Genomic DNA, 17,147 nt, shown 5'->3' on the forward strand with positions numbered 1-17,147 from the left:
ACAGATGATGAAAGCCTTTACCCAACACACTGGTCTGGTGGCTCCGCTGGATCGTGCCAACGTCGACACCGACCAGATCATTCCCAAGCAATTTCTGAAGTCCATCAAGCGCACCGGCTTCGGCCCGAACCTGTTCGACGAGTGGCGCTACCTGGATGTCGGCCAGCCGAACCAGGATTGCTCGAACCGTCCGCTGAACAAGGACTTCGTGCTGAACTTCCCGCGCTACCAGGGTGCCAGCGTGCTGCTGGCGCGCGAGAACTTCGGCTGCGGGTCGAGCCGCGAGCACGCGCCCTGGGCGCTGGACGAGTACGGCTTCCGCACCGTGATCGCGCCGAGCTTTGCCGACATCTTCTTCAACAACAGCTTCAAGAACGGCCTGCTGCCGATCATCCTCAAGGATGAAGAGGTCGATGCGCTGTTCCAGCAGGCCGAGGCCACCGAGGGTTACCAGCTGACCGTGGACCTGGCGGCGCAGACCGTGACCCGTCCGGATGGCGTGCAGTACAGTTTCGAGATCGATGCCTTCCGCAAGCACTGCCTGCTCAATGGTCTGGACGACATCGGCCTGACCCTGCAGGACGCGGAAGCGATCAAGGCCTTCGAGGCCAAACACCAGCAGAGCAGCCCCTGGCTGTTCGGCGCGATCAAGTAATTAAGGATTGAACATGAGCAAGCAGATTCTGGTTCTTCCGGGCGACGGTATCGGCCCGGAAATCATGGCCGAGGCGGTCAAGGTGCTGAACCTGGCCAATGAGAAATACAACCTCGGTTTCGAGCTGAGCTTCGATGACCTGGGCGGTGCGGCCATCGACCGTTATGGCGTGCCGCTGGCCGACGAGACCCTGGAGCGCGCCCGCGCCGCCGACGCCGTGCTGCTCGGCGCTGTGGGTGGGCCGAAGTGGGACACCATTGATCCGGCCATCCGCCCGGAGCGTGGCCTGCTGAAGATCCGCTCGCAGCTGGGCCTGTTCGGCAATCTGCGTCCGGCCATTCTCTATCCGCAACTGGCCGAGGCCTCCAGCCTCAAGCCGGAAGTGGTCGCCGGCCTGGACATCCTTATCGTGCGTGAGCTGACCGGCGGCATCTACTTCGGCCAGCCGCGCGAGAGCAAGGTGCTGGAAAACGGCGAGCGCATGGCTTACGACACGCTGCCGTACAGCGAGAGCGAAATCCGCCGCATCGCCAAGGTCGGCTTCGACATGGCCATGGTGCGCAACAAGAAGCTCTGCTCGGTGGACAAGGCCAACGTGCTGGCCTCCAGCCAGCTGTGGCGTGCCGTGGTCGAGGAAGTGGCCAAGGATTACCCAGACGTCGAATTGAGCCACATGTACGTCGACAACGCTGCGATGCAGCTGGTGCGCGCGCCGAAGCAGTTCGACGTGATGGTCACCGACAACATGTTCGGCGACATCCTCTCCGATGAAGCTTCGATGCTCACCGGTTCCATCGGCATGCTGCCCTCGGCCTCCCTGGATGCCAACAACAAGGGCATGTACGAGCCGTGCCACGGCTCGGCGCCGGACATCGCCGGCCAGGGCATTGCCAACCCGCTGGCGACCATCCTCTCGGTGTCGATGATGCTGCGTTACAGCTTTGGCCAGGTCAAAGCCGCCGATGCCATCGAGCAGGCCGTCAGCCTCGTACTGGATCAGGGGCTGCGTACCGGCGACATCTGGTCGCAAGGCAAGACCAAGGTAGGCACTGCCGCCATGGGCGATGCGGTGGTAGAAGCGCTGCGTAGTCTGTAATCTTCCAGTCCCGCCGGGGTGGTTCCGGCGGGCTGCTTATATAGGTGTAGTCGTTATGAAACGTGTAGGTCTGATCGGTTGGCGTGGCATGGTCGGTTCCGTGCTCATGCAGCGCATGCTGGAAGAGCGGGACTTCGACCTGATCGAGCCGGTGTTCTTCACTACCTCCAATGTCGGTGGCCAGGGCCCTGCCATTGGTAAGGGCATTGCCCCGCTGAAGGATGCCTACAGCATTGATGAGCTGAAGAGCCTCGATGTGATCCTGACCTGCCAGGGTGGCGACTACACCAGTGAGGTCTTCCCCAAGCTGCGCGAAGCCGGCTGGACTGGCTACTGGATCGATGCGGCGTCCAGCCTGCGTATGGCCGATGATGCGGTTATTGTGCTGGATCCGGTCAACCGCAAGGTGATTGATCAGCAGCTGGATGCGGGTACCAAGAACTACATCGGCGGCAACTGCACCGTCAGCCTGATGCTGATGGCGCTGGGGGGGCTGTACGAAGCCGGTCTGGTCGAGTGGATGAGCGCCATGACCTACCAGGCAGCCTCCGGCGCGGGTGCGCAGAACATGCGCGAGCTGATCAAGCAAATGGGTGCCATTCATGGCGCTGTGGCTGACGATCTGGCTAATCCGGCCAGCGCCATCCTCGATATCGATCGCAAGGTGGCTGAAGCCATGCGTGGCGAAGGCTTCCCGGTGGACAACTTCGGCGTGCCGCTGGCCGGTAGCCTGATCCCCTACATCGACAAGGAGTTGCCCAACGGGCAGAGCCGCGAGGAGTGGAAAGGCCAGGCCGAGACCAACAAGATTCTGGGTCGCAACAAGAATCCTATCCCCGTGGATGGCCTGTGTGTGCGTGTGGGCGCGATGCGTTGCCACAGCCAGGCATTGACCATCAAGCTGAACAAGGATGTGCCGATGGCTGACATCGAGCAACTGATCAGTCAGCACAATCCCTGGGTCAAGCTGGTGCCCAACCAGCGCGAGGCTAGTATGCGCGAGCTGGGGCCGACCGCCGTGACTGGCACCCTCACTGTGCCGGTGGGGCGTCTGCGCAAGCTCAACATGGGCTCGCAGTACCTCGGTGCCTTTACTGTGGGTGACCAACTGCTGTGGGGAGCGGCCGAGCCGTTGCGGCGCATGCTGCGCATCCTGCTGGAACGTTGAGTGTGCCTTGAGTACTTAGACTGCTGAATACGCCCCGGTTTTCCGGGGCGTGTTTTTTGTGCGCTGCGTCAATACTGGGGCTGGACGATAGACGCAGATTGCCGGCAGCATGTGTGCCGGCGCAAAGTGTGCGGTGTTTCCGGTTATCCGGTAAAAGGCATGGGCCCTGCGCCTGTGCAGTTTGTCGAATTATTGATAAAACACTATCTGTCAAAGATACTTACCGGAAAATTTGAAGATTCTTTCTAGCTTGACAATACTGGCTTGGTGGCCAGCTGGCGGGGATACGCCCTTGCAGGGCGCGTAGGCAGCAGCATCAAGACCCCTCTCGCTTGACGAGAATAAAAGATAAAACAAGGGATTACGCTATGATTCGGGTTCGCAAACTGGCATTGGCAATTGCGGCTGCTTCGGCGCTGAGTTCAGGTATGGCCAATGCGCTGGGGTTGGGCGAAGTGACCTTGAAGTCTGCTCTCAACCAGCCTCTGGTCGCCGAGATCGAATTGCTGGATACACGCGATCTGTCCGCCAGCGAGTTGATTTCCAACCTGGCATCTCCCGAAGAGTTCAGCAAGGCCGGAGTTGATCGACAATTTTTCCTCACCGGCCTGAAGTTCACTCCCGTGGTCAAGCCGAACGGCAAGAGTGTCATCCAGGTCACCTCGAACAAGCCGGTACGCGAGCCTTATTTGAATTTCCTGGTGGAAGTGCTCTGGCCAAACGGTCGGTTGCTGCGTGAGTACACACTGCTGCTCGATCCGCCCTTGTATAACCCGCAACCGATCGCTGCGCCCTTGCAGGCTCCGGTTGCTGCCCCCGTGGCTGCCGCCCCGCGCAGTGCTGGGCAGGCGCGTGTACCCGCCGCGGCTCCGCGCAGTGCGGCACCTGCCAGAAGCGCACCCGCTGCTGCGCCTGGCGAATATCGCACCCAGCCCAACGACACCCTGTGGGAAATTGCTTCGCGTCACCGTCAGGGCGGTAGTGTGCATCAGGCCATGCTGGCCATTCTTGAGCTGAATCCCGATGCTTTCGTAGGCGGTAACATCAACCGCATGAAACGTGGCCAGGTACTACGCATGCCCTCGGCAGACCAGGTTGCCAGCCGTACCCAGGGGCAGGCGGTGGCTCAGGTTGCCGAACAGAATGCTGCCTGGCGTGATGGGCGCAGCGCACCGGCACAGCGCCAGCTGGATGCCACGCCGCGTAGCGTAGCGGACGCGGCTCCCAGCCAGTCGGCAAGCAAGGACAATCTGCGTCTGGTATCCGCTGACAGTGGTAAAGCCGTTGCGGGTAGCGACAAGGGCGCTGCCGATGCCAAGGCCCTGCGAGACAAACTCGCGGTGACCCAGGAAAGCCTGGATTCAACGCGCCGTGAAAATCAGGAGCTGACGGGTCGCCTGGGCGACCTGCAGAGCCAGCTCGACAAGTTGCAGAAGCTGGTGGCGCTGAAGGATGAGCAACTGGCCAAGCTGCAAGCTGATCTGGCCAAGCAGCCGGCTGCTACGCCATCCTCCGCACCGGCAGCGGTTACTCAGCCCGCTGTAGAGAAGGCCGCTGCGCCGGTTGCTCCCGCCGCTCCGGTTGAGGCCGCTCCCGCCGCGCCGGCCGAGCCTGATTTCAATTACACCGAGAAGCCCGCCGAGCAGGCTCCGGCTGCCGAGGTTGTGCGCCCTGTCGAAGTCGTTAAGCCCGCTACTCCGGTGCAGCCGGCTGCACCGGCCAAGCCAGTGACTCCGCCTCCGGCACCGGTTGCAGAGCAAAGCTGGCTGGACGAGCTGTTGGCCAACCAGATGTTGCTGGGTGCAGCTGGCGGTGGCGCACTGTTGCTGCTGTTGCTCGGCCTGATGGCAGTGTCGCGCCGTAATGCGCAGAAGGAAGCTGAACTGCAGAGCCAGCTGGAGCAGGATGCACACAGCAGCAGTCTGGAAAACGATCTGGACATGCCGGAAAGCAGCTTTGCCGATGCCTTCGATCAGGGCGTGCCGGAAACTGATACTGACAAGCAGTTCGAAGAAGCGCCGCTTACTCCGCAAACTGCTGATGCGTTGGGCGAAGCGGAGATCTACATCGCTTACGGTCGCTTCCCCCAGGCGGCTGAACTGCTGCACAACGCCATCAATCAGGAGCCCCAGCGCAGCGATCTGCGTCTGAAGCTGATGGAGGTCCAGGCCGAGCTGGGTGACCGTGAGGGTTTTGCCCGTCAGCATGGCGAGCTGGAAGAAATTGGTGGCGTGCAGCGCGAACTGGAACAGCTGCGTAACAAGTACCCCGCTATGGCGGTTGGCTTGGCTGCGGTGGCAGCGGCGAGTGCTGCCAGTCTCGACGCCGGGCTGGATGATTTGCTGCTTGATGAACCGGCCGCGCAGCCGGCGGCTGACGACCTTGACGATGCCTTCGACATCAGCCTTGATGAGCTTGAAGCTGATCTTGAAGCCGATATTCAGGCGGCGGCGAAACCTGCTGACGAGCCAGTCGATGCGCTGTCGCTGGATGATTTGGCCTTTGACGACCTGCAGCTTGACCAGCCGCAGAGCGCTCCCTCGGCAGACATTCCGGAGCTGAGCAACAGTGAGCTGGACTTTGCCCTGGCCCTTGACGAGCAGCCCAGTAGTGTTGCCGACAGTGCTTTGGATGAGTTCAGCCTGGAGCTTGATGCGCCTGCTGCCGCCCAGGCTGAAACGCCAGTGCTGGATGAGGATGATTTCCTGCTGACCCTGGAAGACGAGTTGTCGGTCTCCGCTGCCCCGCTGGAGGAGGCCCCCGCTGCGCTGCCTGCGGCTGGTGATGATGAGCTGGCTGGCCTCGATTTGCCGGCTGATTTCGACCTGTCCATGGAGGACGACATGCAGCCGGAAGCCGCAGTGGCCGATTTTGCCAGCCAGCTGGATCAGGTCAGTGCCGAACTGGGTGAGCTTAGCGATAGCCTGGAGGCTCAGGAACCGGTAGCCGAGTCACTGCCCAGTACCCCGGGGCTGGATGACGACGAGTTCGACTTCCTCTCCGGTACCGACGAAACAGCCACCAAGCTGGATCTGGCCCGTGCCTACATCGACATGGGTGATGCTGAAGGCGCCCGTGACATCCTCGAAGAAGTGGTCCAGGAAGGTTCCGAAGCTCAACAGCAGGAAGCACGCGAGCTGATTGCCAGCCTGACCTGAGTTCGATGCCTTTTCATGACTGATGCAGTAACCACCACGGCCGCCGAATGGGCGGCCGTTGGCTTTTCCAGAATTGCCCTGGGTATTGAGTACCGGGGTAGTCGTTATCATGGTTTTCAACGGCAGAATGCCGGCGTGCCCAGTGTGCAGGCCTGCCTCGAGCAGGCTCTGTCGAGGGTCGCGGGGGGCGAGGTACTGACGATCAATTGTGCCGGTCGTACCGATGCCGGCGTGCATGCCAGTGGCCAGGTGGTGCATTTCGATACGCAAGTCGAGCGTCCGCTGCATGCCTGGATCATGGGCGCCAATATGTATCTGCCCAAGGATATCAGCGTGACCTGGGCACAGGTCATGCCGCGCCACTTCCATGCGCGTTTCAGCGCTGTGGCGCGGCGCTATCGCTATGTGATCTATAACGATCCGGTGCGCCCAGCGCACATGGCCGAAGAGGTCACCTGGAATCACCGGCCGCTGGATGCCCAGCGCATGCAGGAGGCGGCCCAGGCGCTCTTGGGTACTCATGATTTCAGTGCATTCCGGGCGGGACAGTGCCAGGCCAAGTCCCCCGTCAAGACCATCCATCACTTTCAGGTTTTGCAACAGGGACGCTTTATTGTGTTGGATGTGCGAGCCAATGCCTTCCTCCACCACATGGTGCGTAATATGGCTGGGGTGCTGATGACTATTGGCGCCGGGGAGCGTCCAGTAGTCTGGGTCGAAGAGGTGCTGGCCAGTCGCAACAGGCGCGATGCTGGAGTGACTGCGCACCCCTACGGCTTGTACCTGGTGAACGTGGAGTATCCCGAGGAGTTCGCCCTGCCTGAGCGTTACCTGGGGCCACATTTTCTCTCGGGACTGCAGGATGTGCACAGGCGCTGAGGCGTTTGAGCAAGAGGCGGCGTGTGCGCCGGATATCAAGTGGCTCGCTGATGAGTAGCCAGGAGCATGGAATATGGCGCGTGTGCGCAGCAAGATCTGCGGGATTACCCGTGTGGAGGATGCCCTGGCTGCGGTAGCCGCCGGAGCGGATGCCATTGGCCTGGTGTTCTATCCGCCCAGCCCGCGTGCGGTCAGCATCCAGCAAGCCGCCGCGATTCTTGCGGCCTTGCCGCCTTTCGTAAGCAGTGTGGGTTTGTTTGTCGACATGCCACGGAAAAACCTGCAGAGCCTGCTTGATCAACTGCCGCTGGACTTGCTGCAGTTTCATGGTGACGAGGCTGCCGACGACTGTCGTGGCTATGCGCGCCCGTATATCAAGGCACTGCGCATGCGTCCGGGCATCGACCTGCAGGCTGAGATGGCAGAGTACGCCGATGCGCGAGGTATTCTGCTGGATACCTATGTCGAAGGTGTGCCGGGAGGCACCGGGGCGGCCTTTGACTGGAAGCAGGTACCGCAGGAGGGTGGTTTGCCGATCATTTTGGCGGGCGGGCTGCATCCTGATAATGTCGCGCAGGCCATTGCCTGTGCCCGACCCTATGCGGTGGATGTGAGTGGCGGCGTCGAGCTGGCCAAGGGCATCAAAGACCCCATGCGGATGGCGGCCTTCGTGCAGGCCGTGCGCGGTGCCTGATTGCCCAGCCAGGTGTGACGATGCGTACCAGGCAACCGTCCATAGCCTGACATTGCACTGCATAGTGCGTGATTGCCGTCGCCCCTGGCGGCCTGACAAGAATTTGGCTTCTGAAGGAGTTGAGCAAGCATGAGCAACTGGCTGGTAGACAAGCTGATCCCGTCGATCATGCGTTCGGAGGTAAAGAAAAGCTCGGTCCCTGAAGGCCTCTGGCACAAGTGTCCCTCCTGTGATGCCGTGCTGTACAAGCCGGAGCTGGAGAAAACCCTGGATGTCTGCCCTAAGTGTCAGCACCACATGCGTATCGGTGCACGGGCGCGTCTGGACATGTTTCTTGACGAAAGTGGACGCGAGGAAATCGCTGCCGAGCTGGAACCGGTGGATCGTCTGAAGTTTCGTGACAGCAAGAAGTACAAGGATCGCTTGCTGGCTGCGCAGAAAGATACCGGTGAGAAGGACGCCCTGGTGGCCATGCGCGGGGCCTTGCATGGCTTGCCGGTAGTGGCTTGTGCCTTTGAATTCAGCTTCATGGGCGGTTCCATGGGCGCGGTGGTCGGCGAGCGCTTTGTGCGTGCCGCCAATGTTGCCCTGCAGCAGCGCATCCCGCTGATCTGTTTTTCTGCTTCGGGGGGCGCGCGTATGCAGGAGGCCCTGCTCTCGCTGATGCAGATGGCCAAAACGTCGGCAGTGCTGGCGCGCCTGCGCGAAGAAGGCGTGCCGTTCATCTCGGTGCTGACCGATCCGGTCTATGGCGGCGTGTCGGCCAGCCTGGCCATGCTCGGTGATGTCATCGTCGCTGAGCCGCGCGCGTTGATCGGTTTTGCCGGGCCGCGTGTCATTGAGCAGACCGTGCGCGAAAAACTGCCGGAAGGTTTCCAGCGTAGCGAGTTTCTTCTGGAGCATGGGGCGATTGACATGATCATCCCGCGTGCCGAGTTGCGTGAGCGCCTGGCTCGTCTGCTGGCGCAGCTGGGCGGCCAGCCCTCGCCCTTTGCCGGGGCGGCCTGTGCATGACGGAGCGTGACCTGGCCAGCTGGTTGAGCTACTTGGAACAACTGCATCCGGTCGCTATCGACATGGGGTTGCAACGTGCCGCTGCGGTTTGGCAGCGCCTCGCTCGGGGACGTCTGGCTCCCCGGGTGATCACCGTTACCGGCACCAATGGCAAGGGCTCGACCTGTGCCTTTCTGGCCAGTCTGTTGCGCGGCCAGGGTTTGCGGGTTGCTGTGTATGCTTCGCCCCACCTGTTGCGTTACAACGAGCGGGTACAGATCAATGGCCAGCCGGTGACGGACGAGCTGCTGTGCGAAGCTTTTGCCGCTGTGGAAGCGCGGCGCGGCGATATTTCCCTGACCTATTTCGAAATGGGCACGCTGGCGGCGTTTTGGATTTTCCAACAGCAGGAACTGGATGCGCTGGTGCTGGAGGTAGGGCTGGGTGGCCGGCTGGATGCGGTCAACCTGGTGGATGCCGATCTGGCGTTGATTACCAGTATCGGTGTTGATCATGTCGAGTGGTTGGGCGACAGTCGCGAATCGGTGGCGCGTGAGAAAGCCGGCATTCTGCGCGCTGGTCATGCCGCCCTGTGCGGTGATGAGGATGTACCGCAGCCGTTGCTGGATGAGGCGCAGCGCCTGGGCTGTCCGTTGCATGTGCGCGGTCGCTCTTTTGCTCTGGCAGATCGCGACTGGCATGGGGTTGATGCCCAGGGGCATCCCCTGCAGCTGGAGGCCCTCCCCGAGCTTGATCTGCCCGTGGAGAATGCCGCGCTGGCATTGCAGGCATATGCGTTACTTGGGTTGCCCTGGGAGGCTCAACGGTTGCGCCAGTCACTGGCTGAAACCCAGCTGGCAGGGCGCTTGCAGCGTTGTCAGGTAACCGTGCGTGGCAAGCGCGTCGCGTTATTGCTGGATGTCGGGCATAACCCGCACGCCGCACACTACTTGGCGCAGCGACTACGGCAGCGTCCGCGTCGTCGCCTTGCGGTGTTCGGCTTACTGGCCGATAAGGATTTACCTGGCGTCCTGCAGCCGCTGCTCGAGCTCTGTCAGGACTGGTGCGTGGCGCCCCTTGATAGCCCGCGGAGCCGAACGGCCGCAGAGTTGGCTGACTATCTTCGCGAAGCCGGGGTTTCGGTGCGGCAGGCAGATTCCGTATGCTCGGCGCTTGATATTCAATGTGCCCAGGCACAGGAAGGCGACGAGGTGTTGGTGTTCGGTTCGTTTTTCTGTGTGGCCGAGGCGCTGACCTGGCTGCAGACGCAAGGGGAAGGATGATGGCTTTGCTCGATCGGGGATTGCGGCAACGTATTGTCGGGGCGCTGGTGCTGTTGGCGCTGGCCGTGGTGTTCCTGCCCATGCTGTTTTCCCGTCCGGATGAGGCGCGTGATGTGCAGGTTGTAGCGCCGGCCATGCCGGAGCCAGCGGACAGCCTCATTGTGACCCCGGAACCGGTCGAGCCGCTCGACATTCCGCCGTTGCAGGCCATGCCCGAGCACGCTGCCGAGCCTGTCGTGCCGGTAGTCGAGCAGGAGCCGCCCGTGGTCGCTGAGGTTCCGTCGAGTCAGGCTCCCCTGGCTAGCGGTACGCCTGTGGCGGGGCTGGATGAGGCAGGCCTGCCGCGTAGCTGGTCGGTGCAGTTGGCCAGTCTGGCCAGCCGCGAAGGCGCCGAGGCCTTGCAGCAGAAACTGCGTGCCCAGGGCTACAACGCCTATGTGCGCAGCTTCGAGGGCAAGACGCGGGTGCTGGTCGGCCCGGTCATCGAGAAGACGGAAGCGGAGCGCTTGCGTGAGCAGCTCAAGCGTCAGTTGCAGCTGGATGGCTTCATCGTACGCTTCCAGCCGGAGCGGAACTGACGCAGTGCGCTGTTAAGCGGGGGAGTGGCTCTGCTAAAATCCCGCACCTCTTGTGCATGCGGACATTGCCGTGACATTCACCTGGGTCGATTGGGCGATCATCGCCATCATTCTGGTTTCCAGCCTGATCAGCCTGCGTCGAGGGTTCGTCAAGGAAGCCCTGTCGCTGCTGACCTGGGTGATCGCCGGTGCGGTGGCCTGGTTGTTCGGTGGCGCTCTGGCGCATCATCTGCAGGACTACATCAGTACGCCTTCGGCGCGGGTGATCAGTGCCTGCGTAATACTTTTCGTGGTGACCCTGCTGGTTGGGGCGCTGGTCAACTTTCTCATCGGTGAGCTGATCCGGGTCACCGGGCTTTCGGGTACCGATCGTTTTCTGGGCATGGTGTTCGGGGCCGCTCGTGGTGGTCTGCTGGTAGTGGTACTGGTCGGTTTGCTGAGCCTGGCGCCGGTGCAGGAAGACCTGTGGTGGCATCAATCGGTGCTGTTGCCGCATTTCCTGCTGGTGGCCGACTGGTCAAAGAACCTGGTGCTGGGGCTGGGCAGCCAATGGCTGGCCAGTGGTGTCAGCGAGCCCGCCTCCTTACCTTTTTCCATGCAGCTGCCGCCCCCTTGAGGTCGGTCATGCTTAGCTCATTAGCCTGTTTCACTGAATAGAGGTTGCGTCGCATGTGTGGCATCGTCGGTATGGTCGGTAAGTCGAACGTCAATCAGGCGCTGTATGACGCGCTTACCGTGCTTCAACATCGTGGCCAGGACGCTGCCGGTATCGTGACCAGTCATGGCGGCAAGCTGTTCCTGCGCAAGGATAACGGCCTGGTGCGCGATGTCTTCCAGCAGCGCCACATGCAGCAATTGTTCGGCAATGTCGGCATCGGTCATGTGCGCTATCCCACCGCAGGCAGCTCCAGTTCGGCTGAGGCGCAACCGTTCTATGTCAACTCGCCCTATGGCATCACCCTGGCGCACAACGGCAACCTGACCAACGTCGAGCAGTTGACCCAGGAAATCTATGCCTCGGATCTGCGCCATGTGAACACCAACTCCGACTCGGAGGTGCTGCTCAACGTATTCGCCCACGAGTTGGCGGTACGCGGCAAGCTCAAACCGGATGAGGAGGATGTCTTTGCCGCCGTATCCGGGGTGCATCAGCGTTGCCGTGGCGGTTATGCGGTGGTGGCCATGATCACCGGCTATGGCATCGTCGGCTTCCGCGATCCCCAGGGGATTCGTCCCATCGTGTATGGCCAGCGGCATACCGATGAGGGTGTGGAGTACATGATTGCATCCGAGAGCGTTGCGCTTGATGTGCTCGGCTTCACGCTGATCCGCGATCTGGCACCCGGCGAGGCGGTCTATATCACCGAGGACGGCAAACTGCATACCCGTCAGTGTGCCCAGCAGGCACGTCTCTCGCCGTGCATTTTCGAACATGTCTATCTGGCGCGTCCGGATTCGATCATGGACGGTGTGTCGGTCTACAAGGCGCGTTTGCGCATGGGCGAAAAACTGGCCGAGAAGATTCTCCGCGAGCGTCCTGATCATGGTATCGACGTGATCATCCCGATTCCCGACACCAGCCGTACCTCGGCATTGGAGTTGGCCAACCGGCTGGGCGTGAAGTTCCGTGAGGGCTTCGTGAAAAATCGCTATATCGGACGGACCTTCATCATGCCTGGCCAGGCAGCCCGCAAGAAATCAGTGCGGCAGAAGCTCAATGCCATTGATCTGGAGTTCCGTGGCAAGAACGTCATGCTGGTGGATGACTCCATCGTGCGTGGCACGACCTGCAAGCAGATCATCCAGATGGCTCGCGAGGCCGGAGCGAAAAACGTGTTCTTCTGCTCGGCGGCACCGGCGGTGCGTTACCCGAATGTCTACGGCATCGACATGCCGAGCGCTCACGAGTTGATCGCTCATGGTCGCAGTACCGAGGAAGTGGCTGAGCTGATTGGCGCCGACTGGCTGGTCTATCAGGACCTCGATGACCTCAAGGAAGCGGTCGGTGGTGGCAAGATCAAGATCGATGAGTTCGACTGTGCAGTCTTCGACGGCCAATACGTCACGGGTGATGTCGACGAGGCTTACCTGGCGCGTATCGAGCAAGCGCGTAACGATGGCGCCAAGGTGGCCAGCCAGATGGTCAGTGCGATCATCGACCTGTACAACAACTAAGCGGCCGTTGTTTGCTGTGTGCCCGGACTGGGCCGGCGCCCCAATGAGGTAGCATCATGACGCAAGAATGGCAGGCGGGTCGCCTGGACAGCGATCTGCACGGCGTGGGTTTCGATACCCTGGCAGTGCGTGCCGGGCAGCGGCGCACCCCGGAAGGTGAGCATGGCGAGGCGCTGTTCACCAGTTCCAGCTATGTGTTTCGCAGTGCGGCCGAGGCCGCCGCGGTGTTTGCTGGTGAACAGCCAGGCAATGTCTACTCGCGCTACACCAATCCGACCGTGCGCACCTTCGAGGAGCGTATTGCGGCGCTGGAAGGGGCCGAGCAGGCGGTCGCGACGGCCTCCGGCATGGCAGCGATCCTGGCCATGGTCATGAGCCTGTGCAGTGCCGGTGACCATGTGCTGGTTTCGCGCAGCGTATTCGGTGCCACGGTCAGCCTGTTCGACAAGTACTTCAAGCGTTTTGGTGTGCAGGTCGACTACGTGCCGTTGACCGACCTGCAGGCCTGGCGTGATGCGTTGCGGAACAACACCAGGCTGCTGTTTGTCGAGTCACCTTCCAATCCGTTGGCGGAATTGGTGGACATCGCTGCGCTGGCGGAAATTGCCCATGCCGGAGGTGCCTGGCTTGCCGTCGACAACTGCTTCTGTACGCCGGTATTGCAGAAGCCCTTGGCGCTGGGAGCGGATATCGTCATTCATTCGGCGACCAAGTTCATCGATGGCCAGGGGCGTTGCCTGGGCGGTGTGGTGGCCGGGCGTGCCGAGCAGATGAAAGAGGTGGTGGGCTTCCTGCGTACCGCCGGGCCGACGCTCAGTCCGTTCAATGCCTGGGTGTTCCTCAAGGGCCTGGAAACCCTGCGTCTACGCATGCAGGCTCACTGTGCCGCGGCTCAACAGTTGGCGGAGTGGCTGGAGCAGCAGCCGCAGGTTGAGCATGTCTACTATGCCGGCCTGCCCAGTCATCCGCAGCATGCGCTGGCTTGTCGGCAGCAGACGGGCTTTGGTGCGGTGGTCAGTTTCGAGGTGCGCGGCGGCAAGGCGGCGGCCTGGCGCTGTGTGGATGCCACACGGATGATTTCCATCACGGCCAACCTGGGGGACAGCAAGACCACCATCACCCATCCGGCGTCGACTACCCACGGACGTTTATCGGCCGAGGATCGTCAGCGCGCCGGCATCAGCGATGGTTTGCTGCGGATTGCCGTAGGGCTTGAAGATATCGCGGATATCCAGGCCGATCTGGCGCGGGGACTGGCTCAGGTCTGAGTATTCTCCTGATGCAAAAGGTAGCCTAGGCTGCCTTTTGTCTATCTGGGGTTCTTGTGTTAGGGGCGCAGATCGATGGGCTGGCCTTGCTGGAACAGCCGTTCGGCGCGCTCGGGTAGTAGGTTGTGACGGCCGGCGGGCTGGTCGCCGCCGTACAGGCGAATGCTGCCGTACTTTTGTTCGGCCAGCGCGGCCAGGCCGTTGCTGTCGCGAACCACGGTGGGTCGCAGGAAGACCATCAGGTTGCGCTTGACGTGGCTTTCGCTGCTGGAGCGAAACAGTCGCCCAAGCAGCGGGATATCGCCCAGCAGAGGTACCTTGGAGTCAGACTGAGTGACATCGTCCTGAAGCAGGCCGCCGAGCACGACGATCTGTCCGTCGCCGGCGAGGATGGTGCTTTTGATCGAGCGTTTATTGGTAACCAGGTCGACAGCCCTTGAGTTGAGCGTAGTGGTCGGTGCGATGGAGGAAATTTCCTGGTCGATCTCCAGGCGAAGAGCGCCGCCTTCGTTGATGTGCGGGGTGACCTTGAGGGTCACGCCAATATCCTTGCGCTCGATGGTGGTGAAGGGGTTGTTGGCGCCGGCGGCATCCGTGGTGTAGGAGCCGGTCTGGAAGGGCACGTTCTGTCCGACCAGAATCTCCGCCTTCTGGTTGTCCAGGGTCAGCAGGCTGGGGGTGGACAGCAGGTTGCTCTTGCTGTTGGCCGACAGTGCGGTGATGAGTGCGCCGAAGTTGTCACTGCCCACGCCGACGATGGCGCCGTCGGGCAGGTTCAGGTTGTCGGGCAGTTTGTCGTTGGCAATGGCGCCGATCACTGTGCCGACCGACAAGCCGGTATTGCTGAAGTTGACGCCACCGAGACCGCCTTTATCCCCGCGAGCGTCGATCGCCCACTGCACGCCGATGGCATCGCTGATATCACCGGAAATCTCCACGATAGCTGCCTCTACCAGCACCTGGGCGCGCGGTACATCCAGTTGCTGGACAATCCCCTCCAGCGTACTGAGCATGTCAGGTTCGGCCAGTAGGATGAGGGCGTTGAGACTCTCGTCAGCGCGAATCATCAGTTGCCGGCTCTTGCTGCTTTCGCCGCTGCTTTCCTTGAGTTGCTCGGAAAATTCGCCGAGGGTTTCCGCCAGGCTCTTGGCGTCGTTGTGGCGCAAGCGAATAACCCGCGTATTGGCTGAACGCTGGCTGGGGTTGTCGAGGCTTTGTGCCAGGCGTACCAGGCGCGCGCGGGCCTTGTCCGGGCCGAGCAGGATCAGCCGATTGCTGCGGCTGTCGGCAATGATCTGGGTGCTGCCTGAACCTTTGCTCTGGCCGCGTGGCAGAGCGTTTTCCAGGACTTTGGCAGCATCTTCGACCCAGGCGTGCTGCAGGTTGATCACGCTGTAGTCATGCTCGCCCTGATGGTCGACCTGTTCCAGCAGGCGGGCGATGCGCTCGATATTGGCGGCGCGGTCGGTAACGATCAGGGCGTTGGCCGAGGTGACCGCAGCCAGATGCCCATGCTGCGGAACCAGCGGGCGGATCAACGGGATCAGGTCGGCGACTGGAGCGTGTTGCACGACTAGCAGGCGTGTCTCCATGGCTTCCTTGCCGCGCAGCGTGCTGGCTTCGCTTTTCGCTTCGGCATTGGGCACGATGCGTGCCTGTTCGCCCTGGGCAATCACGGTATAGCCGTGGCTGGCCATGACCGAGAGGAACAGTTGATAGACCTCGCTGAGCGATAGGGACGCTTGAGAAATAACGCTGACCTGGCCTTTGACGCGCGGATCCACGACGAAGGTCTGCCCGCTGATTTGTGCAACTTGCTCAATGAAATCAGCAATTTCAGCGTTTTTCAGGTTGATGACCCAGCGCTCTGGGGTGTCTGCGTTGCTGGCCGTATTGGCTGCTGCGGGGAATGACAGACAGAGGGCGGCGGCAAGGGCAAGGGAAAGCAGGCCAGGCTTGAGCGTCATCTCAGGGGGCGTCCGTGGAGGGCTGGTTAGGGGGCGTGGAGTTGTCCAGTTGCAGCTGTTCGCGCAGGCTGTTCATGCGCTCCTGCAGGCGCGCAAGGTCGTCCGCATGCAGGTCTTGCAACGCTTGCTCGGTGTCGGGGGGGCTGTCCGGGGAAGGCTCGCTGCGTCGTTCCGCTACCGCTTGCAGTGCGTGGCCGGCAGGGCGGAAGGCCAGCGTTTCCAGGTGCCCTTGGCGTAGTAGCCGGACTTCCAGGGGGGCAATGTGCTGGAGGATCACTCCGGGAGTGATTTCATCGCCTACCCGGTAGCGACGGCTCTTGTCCTGGTGGCGAATGATGGCGCTGGAACCGGCGGGGTCGGCCTGTACGAAGCTACCTTCAAGGCGCAATTTGAGGCGGGTCGGTTGGCTCGTACTGGCGGGGTTTGGCGCATTGCCGAACAAGCGCGCCAGAAAGGTAATGTCCGGGTTGCCGGCGGCGTTGTGCAGGCGTGGCGATATGGCCTGTTTGGCTGGGCTCTGCAGTGTTTGCAGGTGCTGCTGGAGTTGCCAGGCAAAGCTGGCGCCCATGATTAGCAGGAGTGCCAGGCAGGCAAGTAGCGGCCAGCGCTGGGCAGGGGTGTCTGAGCGGGATGGTGGCACGTATTGCAACCTGTGTGACGATCTCATTGTTATTGGCTGGCTACTTACCTTCGGCGCTTGCTGGCGTCCATGACGGCAAGTGTCGTGTGTACGATCACCGCAGAAGGTCGAGGCGGATCATAACAGTCCTTGGCGGGCATACCATCCCCCGAACGCGTGAAGCTTGTCAGGGGACGCAACATGTTGTTCGCAGAGAAAAAAATTCAGGCGAGGGTTGACTTGTGGCGTGCCTCTGCGTAAATTGCGCGCCTCGCAAGGCGAAGGGTGATTAGCTCAGCCGGGAGAGCATCTGCCTTACAAGCAGAGGGTCGGCGGTTCGATCCCGTCATCACCCACCATCCTTGTGAATCGGGCGTAAGCCCGGCCGACGCGCAGCGGTAGTTCAGTCGGTTAGAATACCGGCCTGTCACGCCGGGGGTCGCGGGTTCGAGTCCCGTCCGCTGCGCCATTTTTCACACAGCGTTTTTGCGTTGTGTTCAGTGGTTTTAACTGCTGAAAAAAGAGTTTTCGGGCATCTTGCCCACCGACATGCAGCGGTAGTTCAGTCGGTTAGAATACCGGCCTGTCACGCCGGGGGTCGCGGGTTCGAGTCC

At 61.5% G+C, this 17,147-nt stretch carries 14 protein-coding genes and 2 tRNA genes; 14 read left to right on the forward strand and 2 right to left on the reverse strand.

Translation table 11 applies throughout. From position 1 onward, the window contains the following. Positions 1–7: 7 nt before the first annotated feature. The 12 genes from leuD (at position 8) to CW360_RS06805 (ending at position 13,947) form a co-directional block, all read left to right on the forward strand. Positions 8–655 carry a 3-isopropylmalate dehydratase small subunit gene (gene leuD, locus CW360_RS06750; RefSeq protein ID WP_101193173.1) on the forward strand — a complete coding sequence of 216 codons (648 nt, stop codon included), beginning with the start codon at positions 8–10 and terminating at the stop codon, positions 653–655. Between the two features lie 13 nt (positions 656–668). Beyond that, a complete protein-coding gene (leuB, locus tag CW360_RS06755) occupies positions 669–1,751 on the forward strand; it encodes a 3-isopropylmalate dehydrogenase (RefSeq protein WP_101193174.1) in 1,083 nt (360 codons plus the stop codon). 55 nt (positions 1,752–1,806) lie between these two features. Further along, positions 1,807–2,919, forward strand: coding sequence for an aspartate-semialdehyde dehydrogenase (gene asd, locus CW360_RS06760; protein ID WP_101193175.1), 1,113 nt, complete (start codon positions 1,807–1,809; stop codon positions 2,917–2,919). Positions 2,920–3,287: 368 nt separating this feature from the next. Continuing rightward, a complete protein-coding gene (locus CW360_RS06765; RefSeq protein WP_101193176.1) occupies positions 3,288–6,077 on the forward strand; it encodes a motility hub landmark protein FimV in 2,790 nt (929 codons plus the stop codon). A 15-nt stretch (positions 6,078–6,092) separates the two neighbouring features. Then, complete coding sequence (gene truA / locus CW360_RS06770; protein ID WP_101193177.1) at positions 6,093–6,956, forward strand: tRNA pseudouridine(38-40) synthase TruA; 864 nt, start codon at positions 6,093–6,095, stop codon at positions 6,954–6,956. 73 nt (positions 6,957–7,029) lie between these two features. After that, on the forward strand, positions 7,030–7,650 hold the full coding sequence (locus CW360_RS06775; protein ID WP_101193178.1) for a phosphoribosylanthranilate isomerase: 621 nt from the start codon (positions 7,030–7,032) through the stop codon (positions 7,648–7,650). 129 nt (positions 7,651–7,779) lie between these two features. Then, positions 7,780–8,664: an acetyl-CoA carboxylase, carboxyltransferase subunit beta gene (accD, locus tag CW360_RS06780; protein WP_093985816.1), complete on the forward strand. Its 885-nt coding sequence runs from the start codon at positions 7,780–7,782 to the stop codon at positions 8,662–8,664. After that, positions 8,661–9,926 carry a bifunctional tetrahydrofolate synthase/dihydrofolate synthase gene (gene folC, locus CW360_RS06785; protein ID WP_101193179.1) on the forward strand — a complete coding sequence of 422 codons (1,266 nt, stop codon included), beginning with the start codon at positions 8,661–8,663 and terminating at the stop codon, positions 9,924–9,926. Before accD ends, folC begins: the two co-directional genes overlap by 4 nt. Further along, positions 9,926–10,504, forward strand: coding sequence for an SPOR domain-containing protein (locus tag CW360_RS06790; protein WP_101193180.1), 579 nt, complete (start codon positions 9,926–9,928; stop codon positions 10,502–10,504). The genes folC and CW360_RS06790 overlap by 1 nt, the downstream gene beginning before the upstream one ends. A gap of 70 nt (positions 10,505–10,574) precedes the next feature. Beyond that, positions 10,575–11,120 carry a CvpA family protein gene (locus CW360_RS06795; RefSeq protein ID WP_101193187.1) on the forward strand — a complete coding sequence of 182 codons (546 nt, stop codon included), beginning with the start codon at positions 10,575–10,577 and terminating at the stop codon, positions 11,118–11,120. Positions 11,121–11,173: 53 nt separating this feature from the next. Further along, complete coding sequence (gene purF / locus CW360_RS06800; RefSeq protein ID WP_101193181.1) at positions 11,174–12,679, forward strand: amidophosphoribosyltransferase; 1,506 nt, start codon at positions 11,174–11,176, stop codon at positions 12,677–12,679. Positions 12,680–12,735: 56 nt separating this feature from the next. Continuing rightward, positions 12,736–13,947 (forward strand): O-succinylhomoserine sulfhydrylase, encoded by a 1,212-nt coding sequence (locus CW360_RS06805; RefSeq protein ID WP_101193182.1) that lies wholly within the window; start codon positions 12,736–12,738, stop codon positions 13,945–13,947. A gap of 59 nt (positions 13,948–14,006) precedes the next feature. Here the strand turns inward: CW360_RS06805 and gspD are convergent, their stop codons facing one another. Further along, entirely contained in the window at positions 14,007–15,914 is a 1,908-nt protein-coding gene (gene gspD, locus CW360_RS06810; protein WP_101193183.1) for a type II secretion system secretin GspD, read from the reverse strand. A gap of 1 nt (position 15,915) precedes the next feature. Beyond that, positions 15,916–16,554 (reverse strand): type II secretion system protein N, encoded by a 639-nt coding sequence (locus CW360_RS06815; protein WP_157825259.1) that lies wholly within the window; start codon positions 16,552–16,554, stop codon positions 15,916–15,918. A 262-nt stretch (positions 16,555–16,816) separates the two neighbouring features. On the opposite strand from CW360_RS06815, the gene CW360_RS06820 reads away from it, so the two are divergent. After that, positions 16,817–16,892, forward strand: a tRNA-Val gene (locus CW360_RS06820). 33 nt (positions 16,893–16,925) lie between these two features. Next, positions 16,926–17,002 (forward strand) — tRNA-Asp (locus CW360_RS06825). The last annotated feature ends 145 nt before the right edge of the window (positions 17,003–17,147 follow it).

Origin of the sequence: Pseudomonas fluvialis, from assembly GCF_002835605.1 — a bacterium.
In the GTDB taxonomy this organism is placed as follows: Bacteria; Pseudomonadota; Gammaproteobacteria; order Pseudomonadales; family Pseudomonadaceae; genus Aquipseudomonas; species Aquipseudomonas fluvialis.

Coding starts and splice junctions, on each gene's coding strand:
- leuD (WP_101193173.1), top strand. CDS start 8: ATGAAAGCCTTTACCCAACACACTGGTCTGGTGGCTCCGCTGGATCGT.
- leuB (WP_101193174.1), top strand. CDS start 669: ATGAGCAAGCAGATTCTGGTTCTTCCGGGCGACGGTATCGGCCCGGAA.
- asd (WP_101193175.1), top strand. CDS start 1,807: ATGAAACGTGTAGGTCTGATCGGTTGGCGTGGCATGGTCGGTTCCGTG.
- CW360_RS06765 (WP_101193176.1), top strand. CDS start 3,288: ATGATTCGGGTTCGCAAACTGGCATTGGCAATTGCGGCTGCTTCGGCG.
- truA (WP_101193177.1), top strand. CDS start 6,093: ATGACTGATGCAGTAACCACCACGGCCGCCGAATGGGCGGCCGTTGGC.
- CW360_RS06775 (WP_101193178.1), top strand. CDS start 7,030: ATGGCGCGTGTGCGCAGCAAGATCTGCGGGATTACCCGTGTGGAGGAT.
- accD (WP_093985816.1), top strand. CDS start 7,780: ATGAGCAACTGGCTGGTAGACAAGCTGATCCCGTCGATCATGCGTTCG.
- folC (WP_101193179.1), top strand. CDS start 8,661: ATGACGGAGCGTGACCTGGCCAGCTGGTTGAGCTACTTGGAACAACTG.
- CW360_RS06790 (WP_101193180.1), top strand. CDS start 9,926: ATGGCTTTGCTCGATCGGGGATTGCGGCAACGTATTGTCGGGGCGCTG.
- purF (WP_101193181.1), top strand. CDS start 11,174: ATGTGTGGCATCGTCGGTATGGTCGGTAAGTCGAACGTCAATCAGGCG.
- CW360_RS06805 (WP_101193182.1), top strand. CDS start 12,736: ATGACGCAAGAATGGCAGGCGGGTCGCCTGGACAGCGATCTGCACGGC.
- gspD (WP_101193183.1), bottom strand. CDS start 15,914: ATGACGCTCAAGCCTGGCCTGCTTTCCCTTGCCCTTGCCGCCGCCCTC.